The sequence below is a fragment of the Hyphomonas atlantica corrig. genome (assembly GCF_000682715.1).
Classification (GTDB): domain Bacteria; phylum Pseudomonadota; class Alphaproteobacteria; order Caulobacterales; family Hyphomonadaceae; genus Hyphomonas; species Hyphomonas atlantica.
The window spans coordinates 1-18,407 of record NZ_AWFH01000005.1; the positions used below are offsets into that span (position 1 = coordinate 1).

Sequence of the window (18,407 nt, forward strand, 5' to 3'; positions counted from 1 at the left end):
AGTCCTGCTTGCGGATGGAGGTGGCGAGGCGTTGGAGGATCATGGGGTGACCTCAGCATTGCGACCCTCCGGGGCAGCACCAAGTAATTCCAGGGCCGAGCTGACAAGCGAGGAGTTCCCCTGCAGATTGATGACCGCAGTCGTTGTTTCGGAAAATTGCAACCTCAGATGCTCACGAATAGCTGGGTCGGCCCGGATGGCATCAGCGACGGCCTGCAGGGTTTCAGGGTCCGCCTCAATCTCGCATTCCTCCTTGAAACCCAGCAAAATACTCTGTTCATCCAGCAGGTCGCTACATCCCACCCGAATGGCTTGCTGAACCGGTATCGGGATTTTCGACCGCAAGGCCTTGCGATACGGCGTTTGTTCGAGTGCGTCATAACTCACCTTCATCGCATCGAATGCATAATATGTGGAAAGTCCGCCTTCGACAGCCCCTTCGGGCAACAATCCCAGATGTCCGGAGGAAACCATCTGATCCCATGTTGCGCGTTCCGGGGGCAGCTGGTTGATCTCCGTCGCCCGATAAGCCATCTGGATCAGTTCTTTTGCATCGGGGGCATCGGCGGACAGCAGCTCACCTGTTCTCACAACAGCGGCCAATACCTGCTCATGATATTCTGTCAGCAGACGTGAATTGGCGAGGTCTGTGCGAAGGTCTGTTTCGAGACGTTTGACATAGTCTTTTGCAAGCTGACGCTCCACCCGCGCCTCATTCCAATTGTTGACCTGCAGACCGATGAATACGCCAAACACTACGATCAGCGTTTCTATCGCGACGGTGAACCAGTCCTGCTTGCGGATGGCGGTGGCGAGACGCTGGAGGATCATGCTCAGTCTACTCCACAGCCTGCAGCTGGTCCCACAGATCAATCGGGGGCACGTCTCGCACCATTCCGTCGACCATGTCCGCGAACCCCGCATTGAAATAGCCCCGGCAGAGCTGCCACAGGGCACGGCCGCGCGGCGTGCCGAGGACGAAATAGATCACGCCCTGATACGTCTCCCAAGACTCCTTTGTGATCGCGCCGTTCTGGTATTGCAGCCACTCATACTCGCGGGCCCGCATCTGGCCGATCATCCAGAAAAACAGCTTGGTCTTCTCCTCGAAGCTCGGCGTTTCGGTCTGCGAGAAGATGCGGCCCAGTTCCGGGAAGTCGACGAATTTGTAGACGCCGGTCTGGTCATAGGTGAGCTGCGCCTGACGGCTTTCGGAGCGCATCTGCTGCGCGCCCTGGTGCACCTGCAGGGCAAGATAGATGAGCGTCGCTGCCACAACGACGACGCCGATAATCTGTGCAATGAGGGCGGCTTGTTCGAGGGTCATGGCTCCATCTCCAGAAGCGGCGCGGTCGGCCCGGCTTTGATCAGTTCGTCGACAAGCTTGCGGAAGCTTGGCGGGAAGTGGTGGCGCCGCGCCTTCCAGAAGCCCTGATAATATTTGGAAGCCAGATGGTCGCGAAAATGGTTTTGCGAATGTCGCCAGAAGTCTTCCTCGAAGACCTTCTTGCGGGCCTGATAATGCATCACCTGATAGCCGCGTGTGACCATTGTGTAGAATACGTTGAGGCGCGTCCTGTCCGCGGCTTCAAACTCCTGTGGATCCGTGTCCAGCCCCCGCAGGAACAGATCGACCATTCCGGCTTCGCTGAGGATCTTCATATGGTCGCGGAAGATGTCGTAATAGCCAACCGCGGTCGCGATGCGCTGCTGGTCGGCAGAGTGTCTCAACTGGAAACCGACGAATATCAGTGACGCAATCACCGCAACCGACGAGACAATCCCGGCAATGAAATAGAGCTGCTCCAACGTCATTCCGGCGCGTCCTCATCTGTCTCGCTGGCCGTCGCGTCTGCCGGTAACTTCAGTGAGTCCATGTACCCTACGAGGAAATCCTCATCGAGGGCGGCGATGATCGGGCCGGCGTCCCTTTGCATGGCCGTGCCTTCCCAGCCGGGGGCCTGCAGCGCCCACCAGTGTTTGGCGAACCGCGATCCGAAATAGAAGGGGGCCGTGTTCGCGATGTGCTGGCGTACGCGCTCGTCCGAGATCAGCCCGGCATCGCGCATCATGAACATCTGGTCCCATTGCAGCATGATCGCGACGAGGACGCTGCCAGCCGCCTGGTTTTCGGTGTCGCTCAAGGCTTCCGGCGTACGGATCGCCTTGATCCAGATGGCCGACATCTCCGGCTTGGCGATGTTGAACTCGATTTGAGCCAGCAAGTCATTCTTCTGCTGGTCCATCGCCGCGCGTGTCAGAGCCGCGTTCTGGCGCACTTCCACAATCAGGACGACAAGGCCCAGCAGCACGCCAATATTCGCGCCGAGGGTCAGCCAGCGATTGAGCCGCTCCAGCGGGGTGGGCCCGGGCGCGGCGGATGGTACGGTCGGGGGCGTTTCAATGGGCGGCGAGGATGGTGGATCAACACGCGCTGGCTTACGTCGTAGACGGGGCAGGGCAAACGGAAATTTCACGAGGCGTTCGGCCTCGCACAATTTGTCCCAAGATGATCAGACGCGTCGTCTGCCAGCATGTTTTCGTCCCCCAATCATGCACTTTAAGCCGGGAATGGGGGGTGACAAGCGTTTTCCGGGAGGCTTAGCGCCCCACGTAGATCAGCGTGCCTTGCGGGACGAGGGTCATGAAGGTGTCGAGGTCGGCGCGCGAGAAGGCGATGCAACCAAGAGAGCGGCCGAGCCTGCCATACGTGTCGATCATGCCCGGTTCTGCATAGTCGGCGGCATGGATGACGATGGCGCGGCGGCGCGCATTGGCGTTTGTCTCGTCCAACCCGTCAAGGCGCAGCGACCGGCCGTGTCGGCCATGATATTCCTCAGCTGTCAGGAAAGCGCCCTGCGGACTCGCGCCAGAGCCGGGTGTGTCGGAGAAAGTGTCCAGATAGCCATCATGGTCCGCGTCCGAGCCCCGGCCATGCGTCGTGCGAAAAGCGGACACGTGACCGGTGTCGAGATTGACGATGAACAGGCGCTTCTTGCTGGAATGCAGGCTGTAATCGACGACGACCAGACGCTCCGAATTCGCATGTGCGGCATGGGTGTGGAGCGCGCCGATTGCCTGTTCCAGAAGGTCCGGGCGGATCAGGCGGTCTGGGTCAATCGCCTCGGCCTGGGAGAAGTGCGGCAGGCAGAAGAGGGATAACAGAATCAGAAAGTGGCGCATCGGCAGGCGGGCTTTCGAGCGAGTGGACACGGGGGCGGCGCGGCGAAAGGTCCGCGGGGGAGAGCCATCGTTTCAGCTGGCGGGCTGCCAGAATCAGTTCACGGGCAAGGACGACGAAGATGATGGCCATCAGGGTCAGCAGGCCGATCACAAGATAGGCGAGGGTTCGGGCGAGGGTCTCCATATTTCGCATGATGCGAGCCTTTCAATCGGATTGGCCGGTGCGGACGTCGCGGAAGGCCTTGGCGTCGCGTAAGCCGTGAGTATGTTGTGGCAGGCAAAATTGTAGAAAAGAGGGCGAAAAATGGCCGAGGGAGAAACCGCTGAGGAATTGTTCACAGGCACCAAGCCTGTCGCGGACACTCACAAATTCGATGAGGCTAAGCTCGCTGCGTGGATGGAGGCGAATGTCGAGGGCTATGAAGGCCCGCTCGAAGTGCGCCAGTTCAAGGGCGGCCAGTCCAATCCGACCTACCAGCTTGTTACGCCGAACAAGAAATACGTGATGCGCCGCAAACCGCCGGGCAAACTGTTGCCGAGCGCCCATGCTGTTGACCGGGAATATCGTGTGATTTCCGCCCTCTATCCTCTCGGTTATCCGGTGGCGCGCCCCTATGGCCTGTGCACCGATGAGAGTGTGGTCGGCACGATGTTCTATGTCATGGACATGGTGGAAGGCCGCATCCTGTGGGATGGCACCTTGCCGGATTACGAACCGGCCGAACGCCGTGCGATTTATGAGGCGAAGGTGAAGACCTTTGCAGACCTGCACAATGTCGACTGGCGCGCTGCGGGCCTCGAAGGCTTCGGCAAGGAGGGCGACTATGTGGCCCGCCAGATCCATCGCTGGACCAAGCAGTACAAGGCGTCCGAGACCCAGCACATCCCCGAGATGGAACAGCTGATCGAATGGTTGCCGAACAACATCCCGCCGGGCGACAAGACCACGATCGTGCACGGGGATTATCGGCTCGACAATATGGTGCTGCACCCGACCGAGCCGCGGGTAATTGCCGTGCTGGACTGGGAGCTTTGCACGCTGGGCGACCCGCTGGCGGACTTCTCCTATCATTTGATGAACTGGGTGATGCCGCCGGGCGATTCCTCGCGCGGATCCATCATGGCGATTGATGACCTCAAGGCCTGGGGCATTCCGACGATGGACGAATATGTCGATCTCTACTGCAAGCATACCGGCCGCGATGGCCTGCCGGAGCTCGACTATTACTTTGCGTACAATGGCTTCCGCCTTGCCGGCATTCTGCAGGGCATCATTGGCCGAGTACGCGATGGCACCGCCAACAGCGCGAATGCCGAGTCGAATGCGGCGCGGGTTGTGCCGCTGGCAAAGTTTGCGGCTGAATATGCGCGTCGTGCCGGGATGCCCGGGTGAGTTCTGTGCCGCCCGGCCAGCCGGGCAGCGAGGCTGACTACCGACAGCTGAGCCGCCGCGATTTGTGGCTGCTGACGCTTGCCTGCGCGGTGGTGACGGCGAACGCCTACTATATCCACCCGATCATTGCGCTTGTGGCAGATGATTTCGGCGTGTCCGCATCCGAGATCGGACTTGTTCCCGCGCTCAACCAGATCGCGCTGGCATTCGGCATCTTCCTGTTGCTGCCCTTGGGCGACCGGTTCAGCAATCGGACGCTCGCCACCATATTCGCGGCGGGGCAGTTCGTGGGCATGGCGGCGATGGCGTTCGCGACGGATTTCCGCGTCTTCGTGGCGGGCTCGACCTTTCTCGGCTTCTCGACGATCACCCCCTACCTTTTGCCAGCCTATGCGTCGAAGCGTGTGTCGCTGGCTCGGCTGGGGCAGACCACCGCGACGCTGACGACTGGCGTGATCAGCGGCATCCTGGTCGCGCGGGTGGGCGGCGGCTTGCTGGGCGAGCATTATGGCTGGCGAAGCGTGTATTATGTTGCCACCGCGCTCATGGCTGCGGTGACGCTGCTTTTGCCCCGGATCATGGATGCGCGCCAGAAACGAAGTGCTGAAGGTGAACGGCAGGGCTATGTTTCCTTGATCCTGTCCCTGTTTCCCGTCGTGCGACGCCACCCCGAAGTGGTATTGTCCGGCACGATGCAGGGGCTGGCGTTCGGCATTTTCCTGGCCGTATGGCTGGGACTTGGCCTGTACCTGACCAGTCCGGAGATGGGGTATGGCGCAGATGTGGTCGGGTATCTGGCAGCGCTCGGCCTGATCAACATGTTCACCACGCCGATCCTTGGCCAATGGGCCGACCGGATCGGTCCGCGCCGGCTGCGGGCTGTTGTGGCTCTCGTCCAGTTTACGGGCGTCTGCCTGCTGGGCGTGCTGGGCCACAATGTGTGGACGCTGCTTGTGCCGCTGATGCTGATGAATGTGGTCGGCCCGTTGATTGATGTGACGGGGCGGATGACGTTCCTGAGCCAGCCGCCTGATGTGCGGACGCGGCTGATGACGGCTTACATTATCCTGATGTTCATCGGCGGTGGGCTCGGCAGCTGGCTGGGGACAAGCGTCTACGAAATCTGGGGCTGGTCCGGCACGGCGACGATGGCGCTGGTCATGTCGGCGGCACTGCTGGCATTGGCGGTTGTGGCCACGCGGCTGGACCCGAAGCGCGGCGCATCAAGCGGGAAGGAATTGGATGGCTGACGGCGAACACGCACGCGACGCATTCTGGGTGCCGTCGCAATCGGCGGTGGACCCTGACCGGTTCACCTATACGGTTCCGCAGGCGGCTTGTGTTGGCCCTTATGAGAGCCAATTCCTGATGGGCGGTGTATCGATGGCGGCGTGTATCCATGCGTTGCAGGTCGCGACCGATCTTCCCTTGCTGTGGGCAACGGTCCAGTTCGCCGGTGCGACGGGATTGGGCGCGGATCTCGACATTCATATCACGCGCTTTGCTGAGGGCCGATCTGCCACGCAGGCTGTGGCGGATTTGACGGACAATGGGCGGATGGTCGTGCATATGGCGGCGGCGCTGGGCGGCGTGACCAATGGACCGCAGCATCAATTTGTTCAGATGCCGGAGGTCCCGGCGCCCATGGATTGCGTGCCGAGCCGGGACATTCCCTTTGCCCGGCCGGACAATTTGGCGGGACATATCGAACGGCGAGAGGCGTATCAAAATGACGAGGCCGGCGAGGAATATGTCTGGGTGCGGGTACGCGATACCGGCATTCCCGATGCGCCCTTGCTGGCGCTGATGTCTGACTTTTTCCTGGGCGCACATTCGAAGACACGCGGCGGGCGCAGCCTGGACAATACGGTTCGCATGCATGCGACTGCGAAATCCGACTGGGTGCTGAATGTGACGCGCATGTCCGGCTTTGCGGCCGGCGTAGCTCACGGCACGCTTCACCAGTTCGATGAATCCGGGATGCTTCTGACCACCGCCAGCCAGACCGGATTCATGGCGCGGCCCCAGAACTTGCCCGAACAAGAAAGATAAGAGACGATAAGGACGGAGGAAACATGACAGAGACGATCAAGGGGCCGCTGCGCGCGCCCGCACAGATGCTGCAGGACCAGTCCTATGATGGACACAAAAGCCTGCACGATGACAGCGAAGCCGAGCGTCTCGGCATCAAGGCCGGACCGATTGAAGGGCCAACGCATTTCTCTCAGTTCGTGCCGTATCTGGTCGAAATCTGGGGAGATGCGTGGCTGGAGCGCGGCTGCTTCTCCAGCCACTTCCTGAACATGGTGTTCGAAGGCGAGAAGGTGCGTGTCGAAGTGGACCGCCCGGAGGCCGGCGCGACACGGACAATGTGCCGGGCTTTCAAGGAAGACGGTACGCCGGTCTTGGAGGCCAGCGCGTCCATCGGACCGGATCATGGCGAGACCCTGCTGGAAGGCCGTATGGCGAAGCTGCGCCCGGCAGATGACCTGGTGATCCTGTCAGACCTGCATGTCGGCATGACCGGCGCAGCGGATGAAGTGGTCACAATGGGGGCGGAACAGCATATGGGGAACCTGTACCCGTTTTCGCTGGCCGACAAGCTGAAGGTAATTACAGAGCCGATGGACATCTACCATGATGCGTCGGCGTCAAAATGGGGTAAGCCTGTTGTGCCCTTGGAAATGGTCAGTGTGCTGGGCAATTACTCCAATCGGAATTCGAAGTTCCCGGTGAAGCAGCCTGCCATCGGCCTGTTCGCGGATCTGGAAATCCGCATGATCGAGGGGCCGCTTCTGGTGGGCGAAACCTATGTGTTGCGTCGTGAAGTGGTGGCGCTGTCGGAAAGCCGCCGGGTGGAGAATTACTGGATCCGCACGCGCTTCTTCGATGCGGCGGGTGAGACGCAAGTCGCCGAGATGCTGTTGAACCACGGTGTGATGAAGGCGAGCTATCCGCATTATCCCGCTGACCGTCTGCCAGCCTGAGGAGACACACCATGAAGGGTTTGTTGTACCAAGGGGCACGGGACATCGCCTATGGTGACGCGCCGGAGCTGAAACCGGAAGACACGCGCAGCGCCATCGTGAAAATGACCGCCTGTGGTATCTGCGGGTCTGACCTGCATATCTATCAGGGCCACGGGTTCAGTGAAGAGACTGGCTATTGCGTTGGTCATGAAGCCGTCGGCGAAGTGGTCGAGACCGGTAGTAACGTGTCGCGCTTCAAGGCGGGCGACCGGGTCATGATCTCGGCAGCGGTCGGGTGTGGCAGCTGTGTGCCATGCATGAGCGGCAATATGAATGAATGCGCAAACCATGCGGGCCGCTGCTATGGTCTGGGGCCGGGGCTGCAAGGTGTTCAGGCCGAGTATGCGATGGTGCCGGTGGCTGATTTCGGACTGGCGCTCATCCCGGACGGGATCAGCGACGATCAGGCCGTTCTGTTGACGGACAATTTACCAACGGCCTGGCATGGCCTGAAAGGCGCAGACATTCAACCCGGCGCGACGGTGGCCGTGGTCGGCTGCGGACCGATCGGTCTGATGGCCGTGGAAGGTGCGTTCCTTATGGGCGCGGCGAAAGTCTATGCCGTTGACCTTGTGCCGGAGCGACGCGGCATGGCCGAGGCGCTGGGCGCAACCGCGCTGGACGCAGGCGAGGCCGCGCAGATCGTGCAGGAACAGACCAGGGGTCGCATGTGCGACAGCGTGGTGGAATGCGTCGGCGCAGATCCGGCGATCCATTTGTCTCTGAAACTTGCGAAGGCTGCGGGCACAGTGTCCTGTATTGGCGTGAACCAGACGATGGATTTCAAATTCCCAATGGCACTGGCCTTCATCAAGAATCTGACCTTCCGCACGGGCACATGTTCGGTGCCGGAACATTGGCCGGAATTGATTCCTTTGGTGCAGGCTGGCAAGCTGACGCCGGAACGCACGATTACCCATCACATGCCGCTATCGGACGGGGCCGAGGCATATCGCATGTTTGATGCGCGCGAGAATGGCGCGATGAAAATGATCCTGACACCCTGACGGAGGCAAAGCCCATGACAAAGATAATGAGAAAACTCGCAACTGGTGCAGCACTCGCGACGGTGATGACCGGGGCCGCGATGGCGGATACGACCGTGATCCATGCCGGGCATGTGCTGGCGGAACCGGGCGAAGGATATTTGACGCGCCAGACCATCACTGTGGAAGACGGCAAGATCGTTTCCGTGGAGGCGGGCTATCAGCGTGCCCCGCGCGGCGCGGAGCTGATCGACCTGAAAGATGCCTATGTGCTGCCCGGCCTGATCGACAGCCATGTGCACATCACCGGTGAGAATGGGCCGAACGAGCGGATCAAGGCGTTCGAGGATACGGATGTCGATGCCGCCTTTGATGGCGCAGGCTTCGCCTATGTCACGCTGCTCTCGGGCTTCACGACGGTTCAGGATGTCGGCGCGTCGAACAATGCGATTTTCGGACTGCGGGATGCCATTGCGAAGGGGAATGTGCCGGGGCCGCGTATCCGCGCATCCGGGCAGGCAATCAGCGTGACCGGCGGGCATGGGGATGTGAACGGCTATTCGCCAGAGGTCATGGCCTTGTTCACGGGCAAGAACGTCTGCAATGGCGCTGATGATTGCCGCCGCGCCGTGCGCCGGCAGATCAAGGAAGGCGCCGACGTTATCAAGATCACCGCGACGGGCGGGGTGCTGTCCAACACACGCGCGGGTCTGGAACAGCAGTTCACGGACGATGAGTTGGTGGCGATTGTCGAGACGGCGCATTCGATGGGTCGCAAGGTGACCGCACATGCGCATGGCAAGGGCGGCATTATCGCCGCGCTGAATGCGGGCATCGATTCCATCGAACACGGCACCTATACCGACGATGAAACCGTGGCCCTGTTCAAGGAGCATGACGCGGTGCTGGTGCCGACTGTGCTGGCAGGCGCGACGGTGACGGGTTGGGTGAACGAGCCGTGGCTGCCTGCGCCGAGCCGTGAGAAAGCTGCGATCATCGGGCCGATGATGGTCGAGACTTTGCGCCGCGCGCGGGCCGGCGGCGTAACGGTCGCGTTCGGAACCGACACGGGCGTCTCCAAGCATGGCGACAATGCGGGTGAATTCGACCTGATGATCGAAGCGGGCTACACGCCGGAAGAAGCTATCCGCACGGCGACCGTCGTGGCGTCAGAGCATGTCGAAATGGCGGATCAGATCGGCACGATCTCGGCGGGCAAGCATGCCGACATCATTGCCGTCATGGGGGACCCGTTGAAAGATATTGGCGAACTGCATGATGTTGATTTCGTCATGAAGGACGGAACTGTCTACAAACAGGTGCAATAGAGGCAGGGGCTTCGCCTCTGCCGCGAAGTATTTTGACAAGGCGCGATATTGGCCTGAGACTTGCCTGCTGGGATCAAGTTGCCGCAAGAAATGCGGTGCAGATGAGGAAGTGCTGAATGACGTTCGACCGATTGTTCGCCGGGAGTGTCTCCGCGATGGCTTGCCTTGGGCTGGTTGCCTGTGGCGGCGAGGAGGTGGACGCAGAGCCTGTGTCGACAGCGAGCGAGTCCAATCAGTGCGTGCCGTTGGCGGAGGGGCAATATTACTGGGATGGGTCAGCCTTCGTCGTGTCACCGACCCCGCCGGCGGCCCCCGCTGCGGAGCCTGAGCCAGTCATTCGCCGCACCGCAGACGGAGCGGACTGGGTAACGGCGCTGGAGCGGACATTTCCGGATGCGGGGTATCCCTGGATGGGCCTGCACGCCAGTGGTCCCATTGCAGTGTTGACGGGGCTCGCCCCTGACGCCGAGGCGAAGGCGCTAGGGTTTGCGTCGGGGCGGGCGGCAATCGAAGAGAATGCCGAAGCCGCACCGGACGTAACACTTATCGTGAACGGAATATCAATTGAAGAGGGAGGGCGTGGTGTCGGGGACGCTCTGGTTTCTCTTTCCAATGGTGATGTCGATGCCATGCGCTGTCAGGCCGCCTTCAACAATACGATGCGTGGCCGGACGATCATGTTCCAGAGTAATCTTGCCATCATCTCGCCAACCAGCGAAGACTTGCTGGATGCGGTGAGCGGCGTGGCGCTCTTGTGTAATGATTATGCCATTGAAATCGGCGGGCACACGGATTCGCGCGGATCGAATGACTACAATGAGGTCATCTCCACGCAGCGGGCGGAAGCGGTTCGCGACTATCTGGTGGAGCGGGGCGTGGATGCAAGTGCGCTCACGGCGGTAGGCTATGGAGAAACCCGTCCGCTCGACCGGGCGGAGACCTATGAAGCGTGGGCGAAGAACCGGCGCATGGAGTTCAAGGTATCGGAGCGCCGCTAGAGCGCTCAGGTGTGCGACCTGCCCTCGCTGTTTGGCCGCAGCGAGGGCTTTTGTCATTCGGGGGTCAGATTGAGAGGATCAGGCCTTCTGACGGGCTGACCTTGGCATCGACGGTCTGGTCCCACGCCTTCGCGATCGCCTTGGCGCCCTTGGCGTGTTTCGGTGTCACGAAAGATTTTGACGCGGCATAGAAGCTTTTCAGGGCAGCGCCCAGGCGGCGATTGATTTCGGCCCCGCCGAGCGTGGCCGCACGTTCTGCTGCATAGGTGGGAACGAAGAAGAATTCCGGTTGCGGATCCGGCAGGGCGATGGGGGAGCGGTCTCCTTCCCAGTCCGTTGCGCCGATGATGAGGCTGCGCACCAGACGGTCCTTCAGAGCGTTGTGAATGTCTGCTGTCAGCGTTGGTCGCCCCAGGAAATCCACAAAGGCGGTCAGGCCGCGTGTGTGCAGATCGTCAGCGTCGTCATAGGTTTGAACGCGGGCATACAGGCCGGTCTTTTTCAGGAAGGCGACATTGCCCGGCGATGTCAGTGCGATCGTATCCACGCCGCCACGAACTTTCAGGCAATGGGCAAGTGCCATCGCGGTTTTTGAGGATGCGGACGAGATGACCACTGTTTCCGGCACCGGGTCGCCGGTTTCCATCAGGCAATCATCGATCATCCAGCCGGTGGTGAAAAGGGGCCGGAACAGCATCTGCTGGTCTTCCAGCGCGGCGTCATAGGACGGGTCACCGGCGGTGTTGATGTAGGTGTTGTAGATTGGCGCGAGGCCCTGGCGATGGGCGGCGCCATCCAGGAAGCCATGCTTGCCGACATTCACGGGCTGAACGTCGAAATGTTCGGAAATGGGCAGATAGCCGTAGAAGCGCTCGCCCTCCTTCAGGTGCTCGACCTTGGACTCGACCACGGTGGCAAAGCCCCAGACCGGGACGCGGCCATCGGCGGGGTCTGCGGCGGGGAAAAAGTCCCAATACTTCATCTGCTCGCCAAACGTGGCATAGGTGACATTGTTGGCCGTCAGGGCGAATTTGTCGACTTTCAGGCGCGCGGCCCCATCTGGCAGTGCGGGCAGGTCGGCCGGCACCCAGCGCGTCTCGCGCAAATCGTCCCGGCGGATCAGGAAATCACTCATGTTTTCGCTTTCTTCGTCTTGCGCGTAAAGGCGGCGATCCGGTCCTGCATGTCTGGGCCGGTCCCTTCACAATTGAGTACCTCCCATTGCAGGCCGCTGTCCATGTCTCGCGCGTCAGTCGCTTCGAGAAGTCGCTTGTTCGCCGCATGGGAGAAGGGCGAGTTCTCCAGAATTCGCCGGGCCAGCGCGTCGCAGGCCTCGTCAAACCGATCCGCCGCGACGACCTGCTCGGCGAGGCCAATGCGGAACGCTTCCTGCGCGTCGATCATGTCGGCGGTGAACATCAGTCGTTTTGCCGTAGCGACGCCCACGCGGCGAGGCAGGCGCTGGCTCATTCCCCAGATCGGGGTGAGCGCCCATTTGGCGTGCGTGTCGCCGAAGCGGGCAGTGTCCGAGGCGATGATGAAGTCCGCCGCCAGGGCCACTTCCAGAGCGCCAGTGTAGCAATGCCCGTGAACGGCCGCGATGACCGGCTTGGGCAACCGCTCCATCAAGCGCAGCGTTTCCGAATGCCAGCCGGGAGAGGGAACCTTCTCACCTTCGGCAATGTCCCCAAGATCATGCCCGGCCGAAAAGCACTTTCCCGCCCCGCGCAGGACAACGCAGCCGATTGAGTCATCCTTCTGCAAATCCAGAACATGCCGGCGCAATTCCTGAAACATGCCCACGGTGAGGGAATTCAGCTTGTCCGGCCGGTTGAGGGTCAGCGTGGCGAGGCCGTCATTGTCCTGACGAAGAACGAGGGCTTCGCTCATGTGCCGAGGTCCACCATGAGGCTGGAGATTGCATGAACAAAGTTGCTCGGTGCCAAGCTCTGTTCGCCCGTCCATTTGATATCCGGGAAGCGGCGCAGGATGTTGCGATAGGCAGAGTCCAATTGCATGTTCGCCACGCGCTGGCCGAGGCAGACATGCGGGCCGTGACCGAATGCGAGATGCTCCTTCGCATTGTCCCGCGTAATGTCGTACTGGTTCGGGTTCGGGAATTTGGCGGGATCCCGGTTTGCGGCGGCGTAGTACATTACGACCTTGTCGCCTTCTGCCATCTTTTGACCGCCAAGCTCCGTCTCGGTCGTGGTCGTCCGGCGCATATAGGTGACCGGACTGACCATGCGGATCGATTCATGGACGAAATTGGGGAACAATTCCTCATTCGCCATCAGTTTGGCTTTCTGGTCCGGAAATTGTGTCAGCAAGCGCATGGTGCCGGAGAGGGAGTTTCGTGTCGTGTCGTTGCCGGCGAACACGATCAGGAGCCACGACCCGTCGAGGAATTCCGGGCTGAGTGGCTTGCCGTCAATCTCGACATTGGCGATGGCCGAGAGCAGATCATTCTGCGGATTTTCGCGGCGCTTTGCCAGCATGTAGCGGCCATAGTCGAACATGGCCTGAATTTCGCCCATGAATTCCATCATTTGTTCCGGCGTGACATTGCCGAGGCCTTCCTGCTGGGCCTGATATTGAGAATTTTCGAGGAAGTGCATCCAGTGGACCAGCTTCGGGCGGTCTTCCGCCGGGACGCCCAGGATCTCACACAGCGTGAACAGGGGCAGTTCGGCGGAGAACGTCTCCACCATGTCCACGATGGGGCCTTGCTGTTCCATCTTGTCCAGCAATTCGTTGACCTGGACATCCACGCGTTTCTTCAGTTCGGCCACGAAGCCCGGACGGAAGAACTGCATATGCTCCATACGGAGCGTTGTGTGATAAGGCCGGTCCAGATTGATCAGGCTGTTCAGGCTGGATGAGTGAAGCAGCGGATGGCGCGGAGTATCTTCCTGGCCATAGGTCATCAGGATGCCGCCGCGCTGAGACGAATATGTAATCGGGTCCAACTCAACCTGCTTGACCAGGTCATATGATGTGACGGCCCAGAAACCCGCGCCGACCTGCTCAGGGTGCCACATGACCGGGGCCTTCTCGCGCATCTCGGCGAATGCATCATGGGTGTAGTCACCGCGAGATGAGAAAACGGATGGGTCGGTAAGGTCTACCGGCGGCGCGAGATCATACGCCGGCGGAAAGCTCGGCGGGCGCGGCGGCGTATCCACCTGATACGTGTCGGTTACGTTCTGTAGGGTCATGAGGGCCTCCGTCTGGCGTTTGTCCACCGGCGGCCCTTTTCTGGCCGTCTCAGCGGGGCTTACTGCGTTTCCTGGAGGGCAGCTTACCTGATGGCGACCTGCTGCCAAGGCGTGACTTAGGGGCAGGTTTTTGGGGCGACCGAGATGGTTCCGGCGTCTTGATGGCGTGTTCGGTGTTCATCAAATGCCCAATGGCCTGTTGCATCAGTTCCCGCGGCACTTCTTCAACCGCGCCGGGGCGCAAATCATCCAGAATGAACGGGCCATATTGAACGCGGATCAGTCGGTTGACCTTCAGATCCAGCGATTCCAGCGCGCGCCGAACTTCCCGTTTCTTGCCCTCCGCGAGTGTCACGGTCAGCCAGTTGTTTGCGCCAGTTTCGCGGTCCAGCACGGCCTTGATCGGCTTGTAGTTCACGCCGTCGACCGTGATGCCTTTGGCGAGTTCGTCGATCTTCTCCTGTGTCACCGTGCCGTGGGCGCGCACGCGATAGGTGCGCTCCAGCTCGTTCTTGGGCAGTTCCAGTGCCCGGGCCAGCGCCCCATCATTGGTCAGCAGCAGCAGGCCCTCGGTCGTCAGGTCGAGCCGGCCAATGGTGACAACACGAGGCAGGGATTTCGGCAGTTCGTCAAAGACGGTACGGCGACCTTCAGGATCCTGCGTCGTCGTGATGAGGCCGGATGGCTTGTGATAGCGCCAGAGACGGGTTGCGTCGGGTGCGTGAATGGTTTTGCGGCCAACGCGGATCAGCTCGCGACCGGTCACCTTGAAGGCGGGGGATGTCAGCTTGACGCCGTCGACGGTCACCTTGCCCTCTTCAATCATGCGCTCGACTTCACGGCGCGAAGCAACACCTGCGCGGGCAAGGTATTTGGCGATCCGTTCGCCTTCGCTCCAGTCCTTTTCGAGGTCTGGCTTGCGGGATTTGGCGGCTGGGCGTGGCTTGCGCGATCCGGAAGGCTTCCGGCGCGAGCGGCCCGTCTCTCGACGCTCCGTCATGGGATTTTCTTTCTGTGACTTCTAAAGCAGGCTTTGAATGAAAGGTGCAGCGATCGCAAGACCGAATATGATCTCGAACACGATCCAGACCGGGATCATGCCGGGCTCCCGGTTCTTGATCCGGTCAAGTATGCGGGACATCAGTCGACCGACGCCTGCACCGACCCAGCCTGCGGCAAGGGGAAGGACGACAATGCTGGTGAGAATTTCCGGTTCAGATCCACCCAGATTCACCAGAAGAATTGCGGTCATCAGGTGGGAGAACAGGAAAAGGCCGCCATAGGTGGCGCGGAACTCGGAATAGCCGCCGGGCCGCAGCGGGTCCGGGTCTTCGACTAGGCGGACAACCCGGCTGGCCCATGCGGGTGAAAACATTGCAGACAGGCCCAGAACGGCGCCAATCAGCAGGGTTATCAGGGATATGATTTCACCGATACTCATGTCGCAAATTCTCCAAGTGTGATCTTACAACCTAGGATGATTTGCACGAAAAAACAGGCCGAATGATGGTCAGGAAGCCTGACTGAACTCGTTAAGCGAATGGGCGATCTGTTGAGACGGGCGTCCCAGCAGGTAACCTTGGCCCCGGCGAACGCCGAGCAGCTTCAACGTGTTCAGCTCCGCTTCGGTCTCAATTCCCTCGGCGATGATGTGTGCGGAAGTTTCGCGTGTGTAGAATAGCAGGGCGCCGATAAGTGCGCGGCGGGCAAGATCCTGATCCACATTGCGCGTCAGGCTCATATCCACTTTCACATAGTCCGGATTGAGTTGAACGATGTGCCGAAGCGATGAGTGGCCCGCGCCAGCATCGTCGACGGCGAGACGCAGCCCAGCGTGGCGCAGCGGACGCAGAACGCGCGTGAAGCGGTCATAATCCTCGATCACGGCGTGTTCCGTGATCTCCAGCACGATGCGGTCGAGCGGGAGCTTGAGGAAAGTTTCGGCAAACTGGCCGCTGATCACGGTCGATGGGGACACGTTGACGGAAATGTACTGGTCCGGTGCGATCTCGCCGATCTTCTCGACAGCTTGCCGGATCGAGGCGAGTTCCAGTTCGACCGAGAGTCCAACCTTGGCGGCTTCGTCAAACCAGACATCCGGCGTGCGATAGGGTTCCGCAGAGAAGCGGCAAAGCGCTTCATATCCGCTGGGGTGCATCTGACCGAGATCCACAATGGGCTGATAGGCAATGGCGAATGCGTTGGTTTCGAGCGTGTCCATGATGCGCTCTCGCATTTCCTGCAAGTGGCGCTTGTGGGCGTATTCCTTGTCGATCTGCTGCGCTGCCAGGTTGGAGAACAGGCGCATGGTCTCCAGGTCGCGTTCATTCAGGCTGGGATTCGCGTTGGGCCCGAGACAGCAGAACATCCCGAAGGGTGTGCCGTCTTCAAGGTGGATCGGAATACTCATATGCGCGCCGATCGGAATCTGGCGCGTAATGGGCATGGCCTGAGCGAGCGGATTGGCGGCGGTGTCCGGGATCAGCTCCGGCAAGCGTCCCTCCAGGATGTGAAGGCAGTAGACTTCTGAGAGGTCGCGGCTGTCACCCGGTTTGATCAGGTGTTCCAGACCCGGCGCATCGACATAGCGGAACACGGATTCGTCGCCAACGAACTCGGACACATACGCGATCGGCATTCCGAGATGCTGGCGGATCGCGCTCAAGGCAGCATTGATTGCCTCACGGGAAGTGTCAGTCGGTTCGCCCAGTGCCATTGAGGGCAGTGATAGTCCGCTCATTGTTATCGTCCTGCATACGATTGCACCCGCCGGAGGGATTTTCCGGCCCCAAATTCTGATGATACGCCGATGATCCTGCAGGTCCGTTCCCAAGTTCGATGAAGCCGAACAGGCTTTGTTCGCAATTTTGAAAGGAATTGCGTTAACGCGTGAGAACTGTCTGACGAGTTCGCGCCAGCGACAATTTTACGAATGTTCGTTCGGCCTGCTGCGGGTGTAGGAACATTTCTCAATTGCTAATTGAACGCATGAACGTTTGGGACGCAGATGAAGCCCAAGATACTGACCACTCTCACCACGTACTCTTCTTCGCTGTTCGTGTCCGACCTGTTCGCAGGCATCACAGTCGCGCTTGTGGCGATACCCCTCAGTCTCGCGATTGCAATTGCGTCTGGCGCTGACCCCGCAGCAGGCCTTGTCACCGCCATCGTGGCAGGGTTTCTGATTTCCGCGCTCGGGGGCAGTCGCGTCCAGATCGGCGGTCCAACAGGTGCTTTTATTGTGGTCGTGTTCGGAGTGATCGCCGCACATGGTTATGATGGATTGGTACTCGCCACTTTCATGGCCGGGATCATCCTGGTGCTGGCTGGCTTGCTCCGCGCCGGCAATCTGATCAGTTTCGTTCCGGAATCCGTTGTGAACGGCTTTACCGTCGGCATCGCCATCATCATCGCAGCGAGCCAGATCAAGGATTTATTCGGGCTTCAACCCGAGCATTTGCCAGCTGAATTCATAGGTAAGGTCGATGCCCTGTGGGCGGCCAGGGCGACCGTGGACTGGACGTCGCTGGGCATTGGCGCGGTGACCATGGTCCTGATTGTATTGCTGCGCCGGATTGCGCCAAAATTTCCGGGACTGATCGTGGCGGTTGGATTCACATCAGCCGCGGTGTTTCTGTTTGATCTCCCGGTAGACACGATTGGCAGTCGTTTCGGTACGATGCCCAGCCAACTACCTCAGCCCCGACTGCCGGATTTGACACTCAACCGGGTCATCGAACTGTTGCCTTCAGCTTTCGTGATCGCGTTTCTTGCGGGCGTCGAATCCTTGTTGTCTGCCATGGTTGCGGACAGGATGACGGGCGGGCAGTATCGGCGAAATGCGGAAGTGATGGCGCAGGGGGCGGCCAATATTGGCTCCGCCATATTTGGCGGGCTACCTGCAACCGGAGCGATTGCGCGAACGGCGACAAATGTACGTGCGGGTGGCAAGACCCCCGTGGCAGGTTTGGTCCACGCGCTTGCCATACTTCTGGCGGTCCTGTTTGCAGCACCTCTCGCGGGATATCTCGCCATGCCTGCACTGGCCGGGCTCCTAATGCTGACGGCCTGGAATATGAGCGAGCCGAATAAATGGCCCCAGTATCTGTCTGGCCAAAAGTCAGACCTGATCTTGTTGCTGATCACGCTGATACTGACGGTCGTGGCGGACCTGACCATCGCCATTGGGGTTGGCGTGTCTCTGGGGCTTGCCCTCAGATTACGTCGTCGCCAAGTGCCTCCGGCAGAGTGGACTGAACCAGAGCGCTAAAC

The 18,407-nt window shown here is 60.3% G+C and carries 20 protein-coding genes; 8 read left to right on the top strand and 12 right to left on the bottom strand.

What is annotated here, in order from left to right:
* Window positions 1-39: 39 nt before the first annotated feature.
* From HY36_RS04935 to HY36_RS18505, 6 genes are all read right to left on the bottom strand, one after another.
* Window positions 40-831, bottom strand: a complete 792-nt coding sequence (locus tag HY36_RS04935; RefSeq protein ID WP_035549409.1) for a hypothetical protein — start codon at window positions 829-831, stop codon at window positions 40-42.
* 7 nt (window positions 832-838) lie between these two features.
* The gene (locus HY36_RS04940; RefSeq protein ID WP_035549412.1) at window positions 839-1,327 is read right to left on the bottom strand and encodes a hypothetical protein; all 489 of its coding nucleotides are present in this window, start codon (window positions 1,325-1,327) and stop codon (window positions 839-841) included.
* Window positions 1,324-1,815: a hypothetical protein gene (locus HY36_RS04945; protein ID WP_035549414.1), complete on the bottom strand. Its 492-nt coding sequence runs from the start codon at window positions 1,813-1,815 to the stop codon at window positions 1,324-1,326. Before HY36_RS04945 ends, HY36_RS04940 begins: the two co-directional genes overlap by 4 nt.
* Window positions 1,812-2,477, bottom strand: a complete 666-nt coding sequence (locus HY36_RS04950; protein WP_155841716.1) for a hypothetical protein — start codon at window positions 2,475-2,477, stop codon at window positions 1,812-1,814. Before HY36_RS04950 ends, HY36_RS04945 begins: the two co-directional genes overlap by 4 nt.
* Before the next feature lie 124 nt (window positions 2,478-2,601).
* Window positions 2,602-3,183 (bottom strand): murein L,D-transpeptidase catalytic domain family protein, encoded by a 582-nt coding sequence (locus HY36_RS04955; protein ID WP_051602517.1) that lies wholly within the window; start codon window positions 3,181-3,183, stop codon window positions 2,602-2,604.
* The gene (locus HY36_RS18505) at window positions 3,116-3,376 is read right to left on the bottom strand and encodes a hypothetical protein (protein WP_162175949.1); all 261 of its coding nucleotides are present in this window, start codon (window positions 3,374-3,376) and stop codon (window positions 3,116-3,118) included. Before HY36_RS18505 ends, HY36_RS04955 begins: the two co-directional genes overlap by 68 nt.
* 111 nt (window positions 3,377-3,487) lie before the next feature.
* Between HY36_RS18505 and HY36_RS04965 the strand changes: the two genes are divergently transcribed.
* The 7 genes from HY36_RS04965 to HY36_RS17665 all read left to right on the top strand — a co-directional run bounded on the left by HY36_RS04965 (window position 3,488) and on the right by HY36_RS17665 (window position 10,917).
* Complete coding sequence (locus HY36_RS04965; RefSeq protein ID WP_035549422.1) at window positions 3,488-4,576, top strand: phosphotransferase family protein; 1,089 nt, start codon at window positions 3,488-3,490, stop codon at window positions 4,574-4,576.
* Window positions 4,573-5,826: an MFS transporter gene (locus HY36_RS04970; protein WP_241764148.1), complete on the top strand. Its 1,254-nt coding sequence runs from the start codon at window positions 4,573-4,575 to the stop codon at window positions 5,824-5,826. Before HY36_RS04965 ends, HY36_RS04970 begins: the two co-directional genes overlap by 4 nt.
* The gene (locus tag HY36_RS04975) at window positions 5,819-6,628 is read left to right on the top strand and encodes an acyl-CoA thioesterase (protein ID WP_035549425.1); all 810 of its coding nucleotides are present in this window, start codon (window positions 5,819-5,821) and stop codon (window positions 6,626-6,628) included. The genes HY36_RS04970 and HY36_RS04975 overlap by 8 nt, the downstream gene beginning before the upstream one ends.
* A gap of 23 nt (window positions 6,629-6,651) precedes the next feature.
* On the top strand, window positions 6,652-7,563 hold the full coding sequence (locus HY36_RS04980; protein WP_051602518.1) for a hypothetical protein: 912 nt from the start codon (window positions 6,652-6,654) through the stop codon (window positions 7,561-7,563).
* 11 nt (window positions 7,564-7,574) lie between these two features.
* Complete coding sequence (locus tag HY36_RS04985; RefSeq protein ID WP_035549430.1) at window positions 7,575-8,612, top strand: alcohol dehydrogenase catalytic domain-containing protein; 1,038 nt, start codon at window positions 7,575-7,577, stop codon at window positions 8,610-8,612.
* A 14-nt stretch (window positions 8,613-8,626) separates the two neighbouring features.
* Window positions 8,627-9,919, top strand: coding sequence for a metal-dependent hydrolase family protein (locus HY36_RS04990; RefSeq protein WP_276325150.1), 1,293 nt, complete (start codon window positions 8,627-8,629; stop codon window positions 9,917-9,919).
* Window positions 9,920-10,035: 116 nt separating this feature from the next.
* Entirely contained in the window at window positions 10,036-10,917 is an 882-nt protein-coding gene (locus HY36_RS17665) for an OmpA family protein (protein WP_051602519.1), read from the top strand.
* 64 nt (window positions 10,918-10,981) lie between these two features.
* On the opposite strand, the gene HY36_RS05000 is transcribed toward HY36_RS17665, so the two are convergent.
* The 6 genes from HY36_RS05000 to HY36_RS05025 all read right to left on the bottom strand — a co-directional run bounded on the left by HY36_RS05000 (window position 10,982) and on the right by HY36_RS05025 (window position 16,875).
* Window positions 10,982-12,052, bottom strand: coding sequence for a DUF2855 family protein (locus tag HY36_RS05000; protein WP_035549433.1), 1,071 nt, complete (start codon window positions 12,050-12,052; stop codon window positions 10,982-10,984).
* On the bottom strand, window positions 12,049-12,807 hold the full coding sequence (locus HY36_RS05005) for an enoyl-CoA hydratase/isomerase family protein (RefSeq protein ID WP_035549436.1): 759 nt from the start codon (window positions 12,805-12,807) through the stop codon (window positions 12,049-12,051). Before HY36_RS05005 ends, HY36_RS05000 begins: the two co-directional genes overlap by 4 nt.
* Window positions 12,804-14,135, bottom strand: a complete 1,332-nt coding sequence (locus HY36_RS05010; RefSeq protein ID WP_035549578.1) for a cytochrome P450 — start codon at window positions 14,133-14,135, stop codon at window positions 12,804-12,806. Before HY36_RS05010 ends, HY36_RS05005 begins: the two co-directional genes overlap by 4 nt.
* A gap of 49 nt (window positions 14,136-14,184) precedes the next feature.
* Window positions 14,185-15,135: a pseudouridine synthase gene (locus tag HY36_RS05015; RefSeq protein ID WP_035549438.1), complete on the bottom strand. Its 951-nt coding sequence runs from the start codon at window positions 15,133-15,135 to the stop codon at window positions 14,185-14,187.
* 21 nt (window positions 15,136-15,156) lie between these two features.
* Window positions 15,157-15,576 carry a DUF4345 family protein gene (locus tag HY36_RS05020; protein WP_035549440.1) on the bottom strand — a complete coding sequence of 140 codons (420 nt, stop codon included), beginning with the start codon at window positions 15,574-15,576 and terminating at the stop codon, window positions 15,157-15,159.
* 69 nt (window positions 15,577-15,645) lie between these two features.
* On the bottom strand, window positions 15,646-16,875 hold the full coding sequence (locus HY36_RS05025) for a sensor domain-containing phosphodiesterase (RefSeq protein WP_035549442.1): 1,230 nt from the start codon (window positions 16,873-16,875) through the stop codon (window positions 15,646-15,648).
* A gap of 267 nt (window positions 16,876-17,142) precedes the next feature.
* Here HY36_RS05025 and HY36_RS05030 point away from each other — a divergent pair, with 267 nt between their 5' ends.
* Complete coding sequence (locus HY36_RS05030; RefSeq protein ID WP_035549445.1) at window positions 17,143-18,405, top strand: SulP family inorganic anion transporter; 1,263 nt, start codon at window positions 17,143-17,145, stop codon at window positions 18,403-18,405.
* Window positions 18,406-18,407 lie beyond the last annotated feature (2 nt).

What these genes read in the sequence shown, in the direction of transcription:
- HY36_RS04935 (WP_035549409.1), bottom strand. Translation starts at nt 831, where the DNA reads ATGATCCTCCAGCGTCTCGCCACCGCCATCCGCAAGCAGGACTGGTTC.
- HY36_RS04940 (WP_035549412.1), bottom strand. Translation starts at nt 1,327, where the DNA reads ATGACCCTCGAACAAGCCGCCCTCATTGCACAGATTATCGGCGTCGTC.
- HY36_RS04945 (WP_035549414.1), bottom strand. Translation starts at nt 1,815, where the DNA reads ATGACGTTGGAGCAGCTCTATTTCATTGCCGGGATTGTCTCGTCGGTT.
- HY36_RS04955 (WP_051602517.1), bottom strand. Translation starts at nt 3,183, where the DNA reads ATGCGCCACTTTCTGATTCTGTTATCCCTCTTCTGCCTGCCGCACTTC.
- HY36_RS18505 (WP_162175949.1), bottom strand. Translation starts at nt 3,376, where the DNA reads ATGCGAAATATGGAGACCCTCGCCCGAACCCTCGCCTATCTTGTGATC.
- HY36_RS04965 (WP_035549422.1), top strand. Translation starts at nt 3,488, where the DNA reads ATGGCCGAGGGAGAAACCGCTGAGGAATTGTTCACAGGCACCAAGCCT.
- HY36_RS04975 (WP_035549425.1), top strand. Translation starts at nt 5,819, where the DNA reads ATGGCTGACGGCGAACACGCACGCGACGCATTCTGGGTGCCGTCGCAA.
- HY36_RS04980 (WP_051602518.1), top strand. Translation starts at nt 6,652, where the DNA reads ATGACAGAGACGATCAAGGGGCCGCTGCGCGCGCCCGCACAGATGCTG.
- HY36_RS04985 (WP_035549430.1), top strand. Translation starts at nt 7,575, where the DNA reads ATGAAGGGTTTGTTGTACCAAGGGGCACGGGACATCGCCTATGGTGAC.
- HY36_RS04990 (WP_276325150.1), top strand. Translation starts at nt 8,627, where the DNA reads ATGACAAAGATAATGAGAAAACTCGCAACTGGTGCAGCACTCGCGACG.
- HY36_RS17665 (WP_051602519.1), top strand. Translation starts at nt 10,036, where the DNA reads ATGACGTTCGACCGATTGTTCGCCGGGAGTGTCTCCGCGATGGCTTGC.
- HY36_RS05000 (WP_035549433.1), bottom strand. Translation starts at nt 12,052, where the DNA reads ATGAGTGATTTCCTGATCCGCCGGGACGATTTGCGCGAGACGCGCTGG.
- HY36_RS05005 (WP_035549436.1), bottom strand. Translation starts at nt 12,807, where the DNA reads ATGAGCGAAGCCCTCGTTCTTCGTCAGGACAATGACGGCCTCGCCACG.
- HY36_RS05010 (WP_035549578.1), bottom strand. Translation starts at nt 14,135, where the DNA reads ATGACCCTACAGAACGTAACCGACACGTATCAGGTGGATACGCCGCCG.
- HY36_RS05015 (WP_035549438.1), bottom strand. Translation starts at nt 15,135, where the DNA reads ATGACGGAGCGTCGAGAGACGGGCCGCTCGCGCCGGAAGCCTTCCGGA.
- HY36_RS05020 (WP_035549440.1), bottom strand. Translation starts at nt 15,576, where the DNA reads ATGAGTATCGGTGAAATCATATCCCTGATAACCCTGCTGATTGGCGCC.
- HY36_RS05025 (WP_035549442.1), bottom strand. Translation starts at nt 16,875, where the DNA reads ATGAGCGGACTATCACTGCCCTCAATGGCACTGGGCGAACCGACTGAC.
- HY36_RS05030 (WP_035549445.1), top strand. Translation starts at nt 17,143, where the DNA reads ATGAAGCCCAAGATACTGACCACTCTCACCACGTACTCTTCTTCGCTG.